Annotated in this window: 13 protein-coding genes and 1 tRNA gene; 1 reads left to right on the top strand and 13 read right to left on the bottom strand. The window is 37.4% G+C overall.

Going from position 1 to position 16,170, the window contains the following annotated elements:
* Positions 1-77 precede the first annotated feature (77 nt).
* Positions 78-1,070 carry a hypothetical protein gene (locus RYO55_RS00595; protein ID WP_314983698.1) on the top strand — a complete coding sequence of 331 codons (993 nt, stop codon included), beginning with the start codon at positions 78-80 and terminating at the stop codon, positions 1,068-1,070.
* A gap of 163 nt (positions 1,071-1,233) precedes the next feature.
* Here the strand turns inward: RYO55_RS00595 and RYO55_RS00590 are convergent, their stop codons facing one another.
* From RYO55_RS00590 to dnaB, 13 genes are all read right to left on the bottom strand, one after another.
* Positions 1,234-1,782: a GDSL-type esterase/lipase family protein gene (locus RYO55_RS00590; protein ID WP_314983696.1), complete on the bottom strand. Its 549-nt coding sequence runs from the start codon at positions 1,780-1,782 to the stop codon at positions 1,234-1,236.
* Between the two features lie 148 nt (positions 1,783-1,930).
* Positions 1,931-3,157: an MFS transporter gene (locus tag RYO55_RS00585; protein WP_314983694.1), complete on the bottom strand. Its 1,227-nt coding sequence runs from the start codon at positions 3,155-3,157 to the stop codon at positions 1,931-1,933.
* 179 nt (positions 3,158-3,336) lie between these two features.
* Positions 3,337-3,900 carry a hypothetical protein gene (locus RYO55_RS00580; protein ID WP_314983692.1) on the bottom strand — a complete coding sequence of 188 codons (564 nt, stop codon included), beginning with the start codon at positions 3,898-3,900 and terminating at the stop codon, positions 3,337-3,339.
* Positions 3,897-5,183, bottom strand: a complete 1,287-nt coding sequence (locus RYO55_RS00575) for an AAA family ATPase (protein ID WP_314983690.1) — start codon at positions 5,181-5,183, stop codon at positions 3,897-3,899. Before RYO55_RS00575 ends, RYO55_RS00580 begins: the two co-directional genes overlap by 4 nt.
* Positions 5,184-5,629: 446 nt before the next feature.
* Entirely contained in the window at positions 5,630-6,211 is a 582-nt protein-coding gene (locus tag RYO55_RS00570; RefSeq protein ID WP_314983688.1) for a hypothetical protein, read from the bottom strand.
* Between the two features lie 294 nt (positions 6,212-6,505).
* Positions 6,506-6,594: transfer RNA gene (locus RYO55_RS00565), tRNA-Ser, on the bottom strand.
* A gap of 139 nt (positions 6,595-6,733) precedes the next feature.
* Positions 6,734-7,687, bottom strand: coding sequence for a magnesium transporter CorA family protein (locus RYO55_RS00560; protein ID WP_008602185.1), 954 nt, complete (start codon positions 7,685-7,687; stop codon positions 6,734-6,736).
* A gap of 465 nt (positions 7,688-8,152) precedes the next feature.
* Positions 8,153-10,282, bottom strand: a complete 2,130-nt coding sequence (locus tag RYO55_RS00555; protein WP_314983686.1) for a heavy metal translocating P-type ATPase — start codon at positions 10,280-10,282, stop codon at positions 8,153-8,155.
* Between the two features lie 218 nt (positions 10,283-10,500).
* Complete coding sequence (locus RYO55_RS00550; protein ID WP_314983683.1) at positions 10,501-12,033, bottom strand: glycine betaine ABC transporter substrate-binding protein; 1,533 nt, start codon at positions 12,031-12,033, stop codon at positions 10,501-10,503.
* A 183-nt stretch (positions 12,034-12,216) separates the two neighbouring features.
* Entirely contained in the window at positions 12,217-12,543 is a 327-nt protein-coding gene (locus RYO55_RS00545) for a YolD-like family protein (RefSeq protein WP_308521268.1), read from the bottom strand.
* A gap of 83 nt (positions 12,544-12,626) precedes the next feature.
* A complete protein-coding gene (locus RYO55_RS00540; RefSeq protein ID WP_314983680.1) occupies positions 12,627-13,910 on the bottom strand; it encodes a DNA repair protein in 1,284 nt (427 codons plus the stop codon).
* 195 nt (positions 13,911-14,105) lie between these two features.
* Positions 14,106-14,573 (bottom strand): hypothetical protein, encoded by a 468-nt coding sequence (locus RYO55_RS00535; RefSeq protein ID WP_008602176.1) that lies wholly within the window; start codon positions 14,571-14,573, stop codon positions 14,106-14,108.
* Between the two features lie 214 nt (positions 14,574-14,787).
* On the bottom strand, positions 14,788-16,146 hold the full coding sequence (dnaB, locus tag RYO55_RS00530; RefSeq protein WP_105087211.1) for a replicative DNA helicase: 1,359 nt from the start codon (positions 16,144-16,146) through the stop codon (positions 14,788-14,790).
* Between the last annotated feature and the right edge of the window lie 24 nt (positions 16,147-16,170).

Raw genomic sequence — 16,170 nt, 5'->3', positions numbered from 1 at the left:
AATTAGCATGAATTCCTATATAATACAAGTTAGTATCTGTGTTATTTGTAAAATCATGTATTTAGGAGTAAATTATTATGAACAAAAAACATTTAGCAACTGCTTTTGCAGTGTTTGCAGCGACAACGATGTCTTTCTCTACTTTTGCTGCAACTATTGATGCTAATGCACGCGCTTACGAACGTGCTTCAGCAGAACAATATTCTTATCCTGCACCACAAGCGGCTACGCCAGCTTACCAAACTAGTTATGCCACAAGTGCACCACGCCCTGGCTACAAACCATTGCCAGCAGTGCCTTATACAGCAGGTGATATGGCTCAACAAATGCCTGTATCTAAAGAATTAGGTGATCCAATCTTTGTGGCACCACAAACAACAGCTGTAGGTCTTCAAATCATGGATCCTATCCCTACTGAAGCCCAACCTGTATACCAAGAAACTGTAAACTCCGTAACAGCTAATGGCAACGGCAGCTCCTACGTTTCTCGCTACAAAGCTAACCAATTGAACTCTTTCGACTTGTTGTTAAATGGTAAAACTTACACATATGACTTGCCTGCATACACTAACGGCTACCAAGTGAAAACTGCTAGCTCTTACAACCGTGCTGGCAACGGTGTTGCGAATGTATTCTCTACAAACGTAATCACTGAAGCAGTTGTAAACAACAACTCTTTGCGCATCACTGTAAACATGACTCAACCAACAGCTGTAGCAGCTGCTAAATTGCATTCCATGCAACAATCTGGTCAAGTAGCAAGTGGTGAAGTAGCTGCATTGTTCGCTTACAATGAAAGCTATGATGGTGTAAAACAAGCAGCTCATTATGATATTTTTAACAACAACGGTCGTTACATCGTTGTTAAATCCGGTGCTGTAACTGTACCAAATGGTGCGCAACACCCTTATGCAACTGCATTATTCGCAGTAACCGAAGACACTGTAGCAGCTGTAACCGTATCTGGCAACACTGCTGAAGCTTCTGATTTAGTAAAAGGCACTGCATATGCAATCGCACAATCTGCTAAGGTGTCCAACAATAAAGTATCTACTAAATCTAAAAAATAATTCGTTACGAATTTAATTGTATCTGGTGAAAGCCCCCAACTTTCGCTAGCACAAAAGGCTATAAATCACTAACTCCCCCAATGAGGCAACTCATTAGGGGAGTTTTTATGTTCTTTATATTACAGTTGTATTATAGTCCCGTTACAGTCGTATTATAGTGACGTTATAATCGCGTAAAGACCTCTAATGCCTTATACGCCATTAATCGATAACCGCGCTCGTTGGGGTGTACCTCTCCGGCAAAGACAATTTGTCCAATTTGATCCGCTTCAAACAAGGTGGTATAGAAATCTATGACCTTAATATTACGCTCCGCTGCGTAGGCTTTTAGCTGTTCATTAACCTCTCGTACAACCAGATTTAATCCATCCATATCGCTATCAATTTGAGTTTCTAAACCGATGATTACCGTCCCTTTTGTACTAGCAAATTCGATAGCTTTCACCAAAGTCTTATACACATAGCTACTATCTCGACCTTGTAAAATATCGTTAGTGCCACACATCAAGAAAATATGATGTGTTGGATCGGATACAGCAGTAACCGCCCAATTTTCAATATTATATATCATCCCCTGTACGGAGCAGCCATCTTCACCATAATTTGTAAAATTAACGTTCTCTATGGAAGCATCGCAGATTTCGACCCAACCGCGTCCATAGGGTACATCATAGCCACGCGTAATGCTATCGCCAAAACAGATGATTTCCATTTACATCCCTCCTGTACTATGACTCAATCATATAATAAAAGAACACCATACACAATATACATATTAATTACAAAAAGGACCCGTTTTGAACTACCCTCCAATTAGACGCAATTTTTAGAAGGACAGTTCATTTACGGATCCTTTTATATTATTTAAGACGAATGAAGAACAATGCACAAGCACCGATGATCGGCGCTATGGCGATAGACATCAAGGACATTTGGTAGCTGCCCGTCATAACAAGGACATTGCCCAAGAGTAATGGCGCCAAGAGAGCACCGATTTGGTTAAACAAATTTACAAAGCCCGCTGTTGTGCCGCGTAAATGAGGTGCTGCCGATTGAACTACAAGAGCATTAGTCAACGCACTATGCATAAAGGCACCAATACCGAGGATTGGACCTGTTACAAAGAGCATATTTGGATTTGCCGTACTTGCAAACAAGATTAAAGCGGGCGCAAATAAGAACATAACGAGCGCCGCTAAATGGTTCTTCTTAATTGGCAAAATATCAGATAAAATACCAATAGTTGGTTTCGCAATGAGCGCAGCCGTACCGAATACGCTCATGACTTGGCCTGCATAGATAGCAGTTACACCTAATTGTTTAACCATGTACAAGTTCGCCCATTGCGTTACGCCCCAAGTCGTACCTGTTGCGAAGAAGCCTGCAATTGCCAAGCAACGAATGTTACGGTTAGAAACGATGTGCTTCAAGTTTTCTACTAAAGATGTTTGACCTACGCCAAGTTTAGCAGCTGCTGCAGAAGCCTCCGCTTCCCGTTGTGCAAGGATTTCTGCGCTTGGCTTACGCACCGTGAAGTAACATAACACGAGTACTACCAATGGCAAGATAGCTGTAGCAAGGAATGCAGTTTGCCAGCCGTAATGTGTAGCTACATACGGTGCATAAAGGTTTACCGTAGTAATACCAAAGGAAGTACAACTCATGAAGATACCTACGGCCGCACCGCGTTGGTTAGGACCGAAGTGATCTCCGATAGCGCTCAAGCAAGAAGCTTGTACAGGACCAGACATAACCCCTAGCAAGAAGCGCAAACCCCAAGCCATGGTATAGTCTGTAATGGTACTCATCAAAGCTGTTACAGCGGCCATACCGATCAAACTAAACAAGATGGTGCGTCTGTAACCGATTTTATCGGCTAAGATGCCGCCTGGTAATACCGTTAACGCATAACCAAAGTAAAAGGCCGAAATATGTTGAGCCCCCATCTTAGCTGTGAAATGCAACGCCTCATTGAGGATAGGCATAACAGATGCCCAGGACAAGCGCATAACAAAGCTCAACAAGAACGTGAGCCACACACTAAGGAGAATTAAAATCTGAGTTCGCGAGAAACTAAGTCGATTCATAGGAGCTCCTTTCTAAAGACTACCTAATAAATATTAGATTGACTTCCACTCATATCATAATAACAATCTAACTAAAAATGTGTAACTATACTTAATTGGCTAATCCATTTCAGACGAATTATTAAAATATCACTACCAATATAATATATTAAGTACTTTGATAATCAGTTCATTAGAACTCACGATACAAAACTTGCTTCGACCCAAGATTCAAATTCTTCTCCAGTTAATGTTAACACATGCTTAAAATAGAACCCCTTATATTTTTCCAAATCAAATCTTACTAAAGGGGTATGTGCCAATTTACCCAATATTCCCCCTATTTCTACCCTACTAGAAGATTCTTGAACCAATAATTCTTTTTCATCATTTGTTAACGGTTTTACATCTTTATCATATACCAGTATAAAATCTAATTCCTCACGAGTTTTACTTATATTAGTATTAACAATATCACATAATAATAAAAGTGAAGCTTGAATTTTATCTTTAATCTCTTTATTATTAAAATTCCTATTTTTAAATTCAATCAAAATTTTATGTGTATCATCCCACTTCAATGCGTCACAAGATTTACATACTGTATATGACATAGACAGACATTTAGTGTATTCTTGCTTAATAGAGTCAAAGTCAAATACTATACCTTCACAATTTGTCATGTATTCTTGATTTGCTGTATCTTTTGATGTTTCTTTTAAACTTTTTAAACAGCCTACATATTTAAAAAAGTAATCTGTCATAATCTATACCTCAAGTTTTCAAGCTTCTGCAGCGGTTTTACTAACTTTTTATAAATTAAATCAATTTCATTACTTACATCATCAAATGTAACACTCTCACTATTTTCTATACATTTTGACAAGTAATATTTACATTTATCATTAATATTATGTTTAGCAACATATACCTCTATTGCATTTAAAAAATATGGACTATGTGTAGTTATAAGAATATGTAAGTTAAACTCTTTCTGCAATAATACGATTAATTCGGCTAATATTAGTTGCCATTCTGGATGAAGATGTATCTCTGGCTCATCTAGTATAATAACACCATTATTACTAATACCACCACTTAAAAGTAATTTTTTTAATATAGCAAATGTTTTAATACCTGTCGATAAATTTTTAGCATTTAATCGTTTCTTATTATAAACATAAAACAAAGTACTATTAGCAAAGTCAAGATTACCTGGAACAATACCATTAATAAGATCCATTACTTTTTGGAATTTACTATTACTTACTATACTATCAATATTATTAATACTTTTACTTATTACTAACTTTTCTAATGTATTTCTTCTATGATTAGTGTATATTGAGTGATCTACAAATAGACCATTTAATACATCATCTAAAATAAAAGGATTATCTATGTAAACCAAATTAACATTAATTTGAGATTTTGGAAGAGATTTAATAAATATAGTATTATCAGAATCTATTTTAACAACTACCTTCTGATTAGAAATACTTACAGAAATAATACCCTCTAAAGCTTCAAAAATATTGATAGTTTGTCCATTAAACTCATTGAATAACTCATTAGATAGAATATGCTTAATATAATCCTCCATATTTACTAACAAAATCTCTTGAACTTTTTTTATTAGTTCGCTCCACTCATTTAAACCTTTAGCTTTACGAACCTCAGAACTTAAGTATTTATTCAGAACCGACTCAATCTCTAACTCATTATTCCTATTAATAGTATTAACTTTTAATAGCTCCTTTATCAATATATTAGTATCAATATCGTGTATAATTAAATTTTTATTTTTTTGATCAATAAAAGGGCTAGAAAAAGAGTTTGTACAGAAGCTATCTATAATATTTTCCAATGACTGAAATTTATCCATATATAGTTTCTGTTCAATATTATTTAAACCATTAAAAATAGAAAATAACGCTTTACCAATAGTGCTTTTACCAGTATTATTATCACCTGCAATCACAGTAATTCCCTTTATATCAATGTCTGCAGTTTTGACTTTAGCTATATTTTTAAGTGTTATTCGCATTATTACCTCACAATAATATCTCTTCTATAAAATATTAATCTAGTTCTATCGTCAGAAAAGATTTTAATGCTATTCTTAATAATAAATGTATCTTATTTCATCATATATCATAAACATCTACAATATTCTAACTATAGTTATTAATATTTTTATATAATATACGTTCATAAAACATATTCCTAAAATATTCCTCTGATTATTCTAATATGAAATCTTCTTTATCGCCATAGAAAAGAATAACTTGCTTAAAACAAACGCCCTCTAGGAGTCTCCTAAAGAGCGTGTGTTAAATCAATTATGTCATATCAGTGCTAATCAAAATTTTATAATTATTTGACTTCAAAATAATCTACTAACTATATACGAAAACAATTATAAGACTATACTTATATCCTCTTATCAGTACTATATTATTAACTTATACATTAATATTTCTTAGACTAAAGTCAACTTTTATAAAATAATTCCTGTAATCGATCAATTTCTTTTTCAATAAATTTAATTCTACTCCATATTATATTACACCAAGAAGATTCATCAATTTTTTCTATATCATTTTCTAGATTAACCCATTTTGATTGACACGTATATATTGTTGTCATATCATTTTGTCGTTCAACTCTATGAATAAAACTTCTTGTCAACTCTGTTCGTGATTCATTTGCATAACTACAAAAACTGTCATAATAATTAATTTCATCAGAATTAATTAATCTTATATACTCTATTCTTATACAGTATCTATGTTTCAATTTTAACTCTTCATAGTTATTCAATGTTATTAGCTGTACTCTAGCTATACAAGCCCTTTTTTTTATATCATAAAATTTTAAACGAAACCCCATAAGAGCATCTTCTTCATCATCTTCTGTATGATAACCTAATTTATCAAACCCTTTACAAGAGAATTCTAATAGCATTTCATATTGATCTCTATAAATACCTTCTTTAAAAGCTTTACTCGTTGAAGAGTTAACACTACACTTATATATTATAATAATAATAATAATCACAATGATTTCAAACATTTTCAATCACTCCCATAACAATGAATTCATTTTTTCATATTAGCATAATAACTAAAAAAAATGAAGATATAACTTTATAGTAGTTTTCTATTATTAAATTCTATTATTTAATAGTCTTCTAGTTAAAATATACTCAAATTTACGACTTAATACTATAATCATTAACAATGTAAAATATTATTTTACAGCCAAAGTTATATATTCTATGTGATTATATAATAAAAAAGCCAGAAGACTATATAATCCCTACACTTCTGTAGATTTTATAGTACTTCTGGCATATTACTGTTTATGTGGCGGAGAGGGTGGGATTCGAACCCACGGCCCCTTGCGGAGTCACTGGTTTTCAAGACCAGCTCCTTAAACCACTCGGACACCTCTCCATAACGGTATTATTATATCAGATTGGTCTAATAATAAGCAATAACGTAATAGTTAATCAAGCAAGAAAGCTGGCTCATAGCCAGCTTTTTTCATGTATAGTTAGTGTTGAATCAAACTTTCAACTATTGCTCCAACATCTTAGAACAAGTCTTTTTTCCACATACCAAAGATGGCAATGGCAGAGCAAATAACAGAAATAACGACAACTTTCACAAAGCCGTCTGGATCATCTTGGAACGGCAAGTGCACGTTTGTCCCCCACAAACTGAATATGATGGTTGGCACGGCCATTGTAATGGTAAGGGTCGCCAACATTTTCATAACCATGTTGAGGTTATTAGAGATGATAGATGTGAAGGCGTTCATCATGTTCATCAAGATATTGGAATACATTTCAACCATCTCGATGGCCTGTTTATTCTCGATGATAACGTCCTCTAGTAAGTCCTCATCCTCTTCATACATCTTGAGCAAATGTCTATACGTGCTGTGTCCACGCAAGCGCAATAGACGTTCCATAACGGTACCATTCGTGCGCAACGCAGAGGTAAAGTACGTCATGGATTTCTGTAATTCCAACAATTGGAAGAAGTCTTTGTTCTTTGTTGTATGACGCAATTGGATTTCAATGTCATCTGTACGACGATTGATTTGTTGCAAGTAGCGCAAGAACAATGTGGCTGTACGATACAAGATTTGGAACAAAAACCGCGTCTTTTTATACGTATAGAACGTAGACAGTTGGTTTGAAATGAACGGATACAACACCTCGGATTCTTCAAGACATACGGTAATAAAGAAGTCAGGTGTCAAAAAGATACCAAGTGGCACCGTATCGTACATATCATTACCACGAATCGCAGGAATGTTGATAACCACGAAAATATAGTTATCCTCTAACTCCACGTGAGAACGTTCTTCCATATCGAGGGCGGTCTTTAAAACGTCCGTTGGAATTTCCGTCAAAATGTTGATAAGGGACAACTCATCGGGGTCTGGGTTCACCAAATTTACCCAAGAACCTTTTGTGGCATCTGATACAGTGCAGTCTGAAACCAACTCTTCTTCTATGTGTTTGTACACCGTGATCATGCTATCCCTCCTTCCAACGAACATATAGTAATCATCTAATAAATTATATACTATTTTATAGCTATTATTCAATTCAATTGTGAAAGTTTTGTTTATGTAGTACATACATAAATCGCTTTATGTCTATTAAGAATGCACAATTGTATATGTTAAAAGCATCTTAAAACTATCCTTATATCAAATCTAGCGAATAGATAGATTAATAAGGCTGCTAAACTAAAAAATCCACCAAAAGATTAGACCACTAAAACTTACAGTGAGTAAGTATGCAAACAAATAATTTAAAACATATCATTAGGTTAAAGCTTATAAAAATAACCTCTATACTGGCTTGTCGCTAATATAGAGGTTATTTATTTTGACTCTAACCTTTTAGATCAGATATCTTATATTATATGCTTTATATGCTTTGTATCCTATAGCTTATATATTCCTATATAAATCTATGCGATTACTGTCGCCAAATTAACGGCGCAAGATACGAATAGAGTTCAAGATACAAAGGATGGATACGCCAGTATCACCGAATACCGCCCACCACATGGATGCATAGCCCATAAGGCCTAATGCCATGATAAGAATTTTAACGGCAATAGCGAATACTACGTTTTGCCATGCTACACGCAAAGTCGCTTTGGACAAGTCGAGTACGTGAGCGATGGCAGTCAAGGACGAACGCATGAATACAACATCTGCCGCTTCAATAGCCGCATCGGCACCGCTCCCCATCGCACCACCTACGTCAGCACCAGCAAGCACTGGTGCATCGTTGATGCCATCGCCTACGAACATAGTTGGACCATATTCGGAGCGAATATCTTGTACAACGGACAATTTATCTTGTGGCAACAATTGAGCACGAACGGCACTTACGCCAGTTTCTTTGGCAATATAATTAGCACTTGCTTCAGCATCACCTGTAAGCATGACTGTTTTAATATCTTGACCATTAAGATCTGCAATCGCTTCTGCGGAATCTGGACGAGCTTCATCAGCGATAATGATGCGACCGAGGTATACATTACCTTCTGCTACTAGTACTTCTGTGCCGTATTCAGCAGCTTCTGTTGGGTAACCTTGAACAGCATAGCGTTCCATGAGACGACGGTTACCAACGAGTACTTGTTGACCATCAACGGTGCCAACCATACCTTCACCAGCTAATTCTTGAACAAAGTCAGACGCTTCTACTACGATACCTTGTGCCTTTGCTTCGGAAACGATGCTTGTTGCGATTGGATGTGTAGATACTGCTTCGATAGCTGAAGCCATGGACAACAATTGAGCATTGCTCACATGAGAGCCTACAGTTTCTACGTTTTGTACTTTAAATTCACCAGATGTGATAGTACCAGTTTTATCAAGAGCTACTGCTTTCACATTAGCCAACGCCTCGATAACGCGACCACCTTTAAGCAAGATACCGTGTTTAGACGCATTGCCGATACCGGAGAAGAATGCGAGTGGCACGCTAAGCACCAATGCACATGGGCAAGAAATAACGAGGAATGTTAAGGCTGTGTAGATCCATTTATGCCATTCACCTGTAATAAGGGACGGAATGATAGCTACAGCCAATGAAAAAGCTACAACGATTGGTGTGTACACGCGAGCAAAACGCGTAATGAAACGGTCGATTTTAGGTTTAGAGGATGCTGCATTTTCCACGGCATCAAGAATTTTAGTAACCATAGATTCTTCAAGAACCTTATCTACACGCATTGTAATGCGACCAGATTCGTTGATACAACCAGACATAAGTTGAGTGCCAGGTACGGCGCGAACAGGTACAGGTTCACCTGTTACAGGTGCTGTATTAACGCGTGTTTCACCTTCAAGCACTGTGCCGTCTAGAGGAATTAAATCGCCAGGACGAACTTCGATAGTCCAGCCTACTTCAACCTTTTCAGGAGCCATAACTACGATTTCACCACCGCAGTCTGTATCTACAACCCGCACCTCTTGAGGACGCATGTCGACAGCGTTCATGATTTCTGTACGACTACGATCAGTTGCTTTTTCTTCGAAGAACTCACCAATACGGTAGAACAAGATAACACCTACGGCCTCAGGTAATGCATCGATAGCAATAGCACCCAATGTAGCGATAGACATCAAGAAGTTTTCATCAAATACTTCACCTTTTAGGATATTACGACCTGCGATACGCAATACTGGGAACGCAAGTAAGATATAGGCAATATAGTAAATTGGAGTTTCGATAGACTCTGGCATGCCAATGGACGGCACAACTGTAGTCAACGCTTCGTAAGCCATGAACAATAGGCCTGCTACGATAACTGCAATTGTTACAGCATCACTGCCATGATCGTGGTCATGACCGTGTTCATCTACAGACGCTTTAGATTTACGCTCATAATCTGCCACTGTAACGCCTTCTTCGATAGCATCACAAATATCTTGGATATCACGCTTTAGCGCTTCACGGTCTTCCCAAGAACCAGTCAATTTTAACTGATGAGTAGCAATTGTAAAGTTTGCAGTTTCTACCACATCCATTTTACGGATACGATCTTCAATTTTCGCTGCGCAGTTCGCACAGTTCAAATCCTTCAGCAATAATGTTTCTTCCATGATATCTCCTTTGATAATAGTGAAAGTTTCTATCCATGTATTTTAAAATATTATTTTAATATATTTCTAATACTTATTAGAGGTTTCTATTAGATATTCTTTTTATATGAATATCTGTTCATATGTTTATTTTATATTGAAAGAGATTAAATGTCAATACAAAATTATATTTACTATTATATCAAATTTTATTTACTTTAATTCTAACTATATTCACCTTATATCAAACTTCGTTCTACCAGGAATTGATGTGCTACATCAGCTGGTAATTGATGTTCCGTTTCAACGGCGTAATTCATCTTCGCCATCTCTTGATCTGTAATCGTATGATTCAAACTTTCTAATACAGGCCGCAGTTCAGGATGAGCAATCAACACTTCGCTACGCACCACATTACCAGACATATAGGATGGATATAAATGTTTATCATCTTGTAACACCGTAATCGGTGCAATACTTAATTGACCATCAGTCGTGAATATCGGCATTGCATCCACCTCTCCACGACTAATAGCCGTATATTTTAGACCTATATCCATATCTTTAGTCGCTTTAAAGCTCATGCCATACACCCGTTGTAATCCAGGATAGCCATCCTCACGACCAAAGAAATCATATTCCCCTCCTAATGTTAGGGATGGTGCTATACGAGCAAGATCAGAATACGTTTTTACGCCATAACTCTGAGCGATTTCATTACGCACCCCTATGCCATAGGTATTATTAAAGCCGTACATGCCGACCCACTCAAAATTATATTTCTCTTTATAAGCCTGTGAAAGCTCATTAAATAAGCTTTCATCATAAGCATCTGTACGTTTTAACACAGCAGACCAAGCCGTCCCCGTATATTCAGGATATATATCAAATTGGCCGGAAAGCATAGCTGGTTGAATATTTGATGTACCACCACCTACACCTTCTGTAACCTCTACAGTTAGATTAGTCTTCTTCTCGATTAATTCTTTTAAAACATTCCCCAAAATAAGTTGTTCCGTCATAGGTTTCGTTGCAATATGAATAACATCGGTCTTCACATGACGGCAATACATAGCCCAGCCACCTATACCTATCGCAATTATCGTCATAATCGAAACAAATATAATCGTATAGCGCTTCATATGAGGGCTAATACGCGTTACTCTTTCACCTAAAGAAAAGAGCGCATCAACGGTAATGGCTAATAGTGCAATCAGTAGACTACCGGCAATCGTCAAAGCACTTTGATTTGTTGTAATGCCCCTATAAATCGCCACACCTAAGCCACCAGCACCAATAAAGGATGCAATACCTGTCAAGGCAATGGTCATAACGAGCATAGTCCGTATACCAGCCATAATCGTCGGCATAGCCAAAGGAATCTCTATATTCCACAAACGTTGAATCCGCGTGAGTCCTAATGCAATTCCCGCTTCACACATGGCTTGATCAATCTGGTTAAGACCAGTAAATGTATTGCGTACCATCGGTAATAAAGCATAGATAACCAATGCAATAATAGCGGTCGTATTACCAACACCTGATACGTACAACAAGAGACCTAGCATCGATATAGATGGAATTGTATATAGGAAATTAACCACTACCATAACTGGCGCAGCTAGCCGTTTATATTCGTATATAAACACACCCAATAAGCCACCGATGATGGTAGCAATAACAGAAGCTAATACTGAAATTTCTATATGCTCCCATAACAACTGGAGAAAAAAATCATAGCGATTGATAAGTAATGATATGACATCATGCATTACATACACCGCCTTTCTAAGTTAAGAAATAAAAAACTATATAGATATACTACAGCTAACCAAATTCAAACATTTATCATCAAGCTATATTAACCCATAATATCATTGTATACCTAATTATGCCTTAACTCTAGTCTATTTACCATACACAACAAAAGCCGTTATTTATATTTATATTTATATTTACATATCATACATGTTCAGCTCTTTAATATGTCTGAAAGGAATAACAGTCCCTTGTACAGAGAGAATTTGTAATTGCTCACTAATCATATCAACAGCGCCTATAAGTTCCGTATATTTTCGTTTGTTATAGTAAACAATTCGCACCCACTCCCCACAACGTACAGATTGTAAAACTGTATTTAACTCATCTATTTGATCCTCTGACAACTCTGCCCGATTTTCTTTTGGCCTTGCTACAGCGGTTAATAAAGCTTCAAAGCCCCTCAATGCCGCAAAGGGCATAAATTGTTTTGCTCGCTGTAAGCGAGACATGCGATGTTTCATTAATGTATACCTCCCCTTACGCGACTAATGTATTTCCAATTTAGCTATTCTACTACTTATTTCCAATGTATCCATTCTACTATTTATTCCCCATTGTGCCCGCCTACCAAGGTATTTCTAAAGCGCATGGTTCCTTCCTCTTGCAAACTAGAGGCACGCAAAATAGAGTTCTTACCAAACTGCTCCTTAATAGATAGCATTGCTTCTTGTACCTGTCGTTCCTTTTCCTCTGTATTTGTAGTAAGAGTACTAAATAAGTCCACCTCTTGAGGTATGGCGGATCGATTGACTAAATCCTCAAAGCTGATTCCAATACGACGGATAAGCTCATTTTTATGGCAATGCTGCTCATATAATTTAATAACAGCCGCCGTTAACACCTGCAAAGAGTCAGTGTACTGCTTAAGCTTTTTAGAACCTCCTGTAGAGCGCACCATTTCATCTGCATAGCCGATATGCACATGAATATGGTTCGTAACCCCTTTGATTTGTAAAAGTTCTAATACCAAGGACTCTACCATTTCACGCATAGGTACGTATGTCTCTTCATAAGTATAATTGCGCAATAAAATCTGACTATGGGAGATAGAATGCTTGATAGGTCGATATGCATGGATATCCGCAATCGTACAAGGCTCACGGCCCCAAGCATGGTCAATGATGAGCTCTGCATTAATGCCGAACTCCTTGTACAACTTCGCCTCAGGCACTAAGGTAACCCCATGCAAATCATAGGCACCATATTTATGTAGTCGATTAGCAATCCCTTTGCCGATTTGCCATATATCGGTCAAGGGCTGATGATACCAGATTTTCTCTTTAAAGAGGCTTTCATCAAGATAGCCTATAAAATCAGGTGCATGTTTCGCCAAAATATCGAGGGCAATCTTGGCGAGAAACAGATTCGTTCCGATTCCAACGGTGGCATAAATCTTCGTTGCCGCTAGCACCGCATCAAGTAACATCTGAGCCAACTGACGAGGCGTCTTTTTATATAGTGGTAAATAGGGCGTGATATCGATGAAATACTCGTCGATAGAGTACACATGCACATCTTCGGGCGCCACATACTTGAGCAAGGTTCCATAAATCTCAGCAGACACCTGCATATACCGCTTCATATGTGGCTTCACCGTCAAATACTCAATATGCGGTGGAATCTGAAATAATCGACTGCGATTTTTAACACCTAACTTTTTTAAGGCAGGAGAAATAGCCAATGTAATAGCACCCTTGCCACGAGAACCATCGGCCACCACCAGAGGCGTTGTAAACGGATCCAGTCCCAAATCGGCGCATTCTACAGACGCGTAAAAACACTTCAAATCAATACACATATACAGCCGATTCGTATCAGCTGACCCCATACAAACACCTCCCTGAACCGCTAAAAAACTGGCTTTTACAAAAATTAAGAACACAAGAATTTGTATGACTAGTATAACAAAAAAACAAAGTATTTTCAAACATATGTTTGTTATTATAAAAGTAAATTTTAAGTATAAATAAAAAATCCCAAGCCTTAACTATATAGTTAGGACTCAGGATAAAATATATCTATTTTAAAGAGAAAAACGAACACCTTGTGATTTAAACCTTTTTGGATTTTCCACTAGCTGCTTATAAATATCAAGCGCCTTTGATGTTTCTAAACTTTTAATCGGTTGTAAGATCATCTTATTGCCGTAATACTGCTGCTGTAACTCATTAAACTTATTTATACTTTCGATATCTTGTGGATTTAAATAATATACATGAATGATATTATTCTTCTGGTTGATGGTCAAATAAATATTATCTCCTATCGCATAAATTTCATCATCAATAATAATCATAGAGCTACCTTTATTAATAAGATATACATTATATGCTTTATCAAAAATAGTGTTATGTCTACTCTCTACTACATATCGATATTGCAAATCATGAAATAACCATCCTCCACCGATGAAAAAAAATAAACCAAATATAACTAATAATCCACTTGATAATTGTAGTAAACTCCTAAAAAACTCAGCTATTACTTTCATAATTTCTCTTTCCCAACAATACAATGAAAACTATCTAGTTCAATTATATATTGATGGGACTTATTTTGCTAACGTAATACAAAAAGAGCACCACCTATCGAGGGGCGACTTACGTGTCGTTTGGAGCCACGAGATAGGTGGTGCTTTTTTGTAACTAAGTTGTCGAAATAAAATTGGGCCCCATCAATATATAAGAACTAACTAATAGTTTTTATTATTGTTCCGGCCCTAGGTCTCGGAATTCTACGTCTCTAAATTGTGTTAATTCTCCAACGAATTGGAGTTCCACGGTACCGACGGAACCGTTACGGTTTTTACGAATGAGGACTTCTGCATTGTCCCCTTTTTCAGAGTTTTCATCGTAATATTTATCACGGTACAAGAAGATAACGATATCCGCATCTTGCTCGAGGGAACCAGATTCACGAAGGTCCGAAAGTACAGGCCGTTTATCTGGTCTGCTTTCAACACTACGAGACAACTGAGACAAAGCGATAACCGGTACGTTAAATTCACGAGCAATCAGTTTAAGATTACGAGAGATTTCGGACACCTCTTGTTGACGATTTTCACTGCCCTTACCAGCATTTCGACCTTGCATCAACTGAATATAATCGACGATAACGAGATCGAGACCATGTTCCACCTTGAGACGGCGCAATTTAGAGCGCATATCTTGTACGGTAAGACCCGGCGTATCATCGATAAAGAGCTTGGATTTACTCATGCGGTCCGCTGCGGCAATAACCTTTTCCCAGTCAGCAGGATCCATGTTCGCACGGCGCAATTTTTCAGAGCTCACACCTGCCACGGAGGACAAAATACGACCAACGAGCTGTTCCTTGCCCATTTCCAGGGAAAAGAACGCCACTGTCTTGTCGTACAACATCGTTACGTTTTGAGCGATGTTCAAGGTGAAAGCTGTTTTCCCCATCGCAGGACGAGCTGCTACGAGGATGAGGTCAGATTTTTGTAAGCCGTTGAAAATGTGATCCACATCTTTAAAGCCTGTTGGCACACCTGTAATAGCACCATCATGCTGTTGCAGTGCATTGAGTTTATCTAGATTAGATAAAACCACTTCACCAATGGCTGCAAAGGATGATTCAGACTGAGTTTGACCGCTTACATCTAGCACCATTTGCTCTGCCTTATTGAGAATGGCCGTCGGCTCATCTTCGCCAGCATACGTCATGCCTACGATTTTATTCCCTGCATCGATGAGGCGGCGCAACTGAGCTTTCTCACTGATGATTTTCGCATGTTCCTCAACATTGTAGGAAACCGATTCATTCGCAAGAGATGTAATATAAGCAAGACCACCTACTGCATCAAGGCGCTTACGACGGTCTAGTTCTTCACCAACGGTGATAAAATCAGCCGTCTTATTGGCATGCACGATTTCTAAAATAGCATCGTAAATAATACGATGTGCATCGCGGTAAAAATCTTCAGATTTAAGAATACTCGTCACCGTATCTACAACGGCTCCCATATTGGATCCATTAGTTAATAAAGCCCCCAAAACGGCCTTTTCCGCATCTAGATTATGCGGTGGAATGCGTACATCCATGATAATCCCCTTCACACAACCACT

This window comes from uncultured Veillonella sp., from assembly GCF_963551295.1.
Taxonomy (GTDB): domain Bacteria; phylum Bacillota; class Negativicutes; order Veillonellales; family Veillonellaceae; genus Veillonella.
This window is presented reverse-complemented; position numbering and strand designations above follow the sequence as displayed.

Coding starts and splice junctions, on each gene's coding strand:
- RYO55_RS00590 (WP_314983696.1), bottom strand. CDS start 1,782: ATGGAAATCATCTGTTTTGGCGATAGCATTACGCGTGGCTATGATGTA.
- RYO55_RS00595 (WP_314983698.1), top strand. CDS start 78: ATGAACAAAAAACATTTAGCAACTGCTTTTGCAGTGTTTGCAGCGACA.
- RYO55_RS00545 (WP_308521268.1), bottom strand. CDS start 12,543: ATGAAACATCGCATGTCTCGCTTACAGCGAGCAAAACAATTTATGCCC.
- RYO55_RS00585 (WP_314983694.1), bottom strand. CDS start 3,157: ATGAATCGACTTAGTTTCTCGCGAACTCAGATTTTAATTCTCCTTAGT.
- RYO55_RS00575 (WP_314983690.1), bottom strand. CDS start 5,183: ATGCGAATAACACTTAAAAATATAGCTAAAGTCAAAACTGCAGACATT.
- RYO55_RS00535 (WP_008602176.1), bottom strand. CDS start 14,573: ATGAAAGTAATAGCTGAGTTTTTTAGGAGTTTACTACAATTATCAAGT.
- RYO55_RS00560 (WP_008602185.1), bottom strand. CDS start 7,687: ATGATCACGGTGTACAAACACATAGAAGAAGAGTTGGTTTCAGACTGC.
- RYO55_RS00550 (WP_314983683.1), bottom strand. CDS start 12,033: ATGCATGATGTCATATCATTACTTATCAATCGCTATGATTTTTTTCTC.
- RYO55_RS00540 (WP_314983680.1), bottom strand. CDS start 13,910: ATGGGGTCAGCTGATACGAATCGGCTGTATATGTGTATTGATTTGAAG.
- RYO55_RS00570 (WP_314983688.1), bottom strand. CDS start 6,211: ATGTTTGAAATCATTGTGATTATTATTATTATTATAATATATAAGTGT.
- RYO55_RS00555 (WP_314983686.1), bottom strand. CDS start 10,282: ATGGAAGAAACATTATTGCTGAAGGATTTGAACTGTGCGAACTGCGCA.
- dnaB (WP_105087211.1), bottom strand. CDS start 16,146: ATGGATGTACGCATTCCACCGCATAATCTAGATGCGGAAAAGGCCGTT.
- RYO55_RS00580 (WP_314983692.1), bottom strand. CDS start 3,900: ATGACAGATTACTTTTTTAAATATGTAGGCTGTTTAAAAAGTTTAAAA.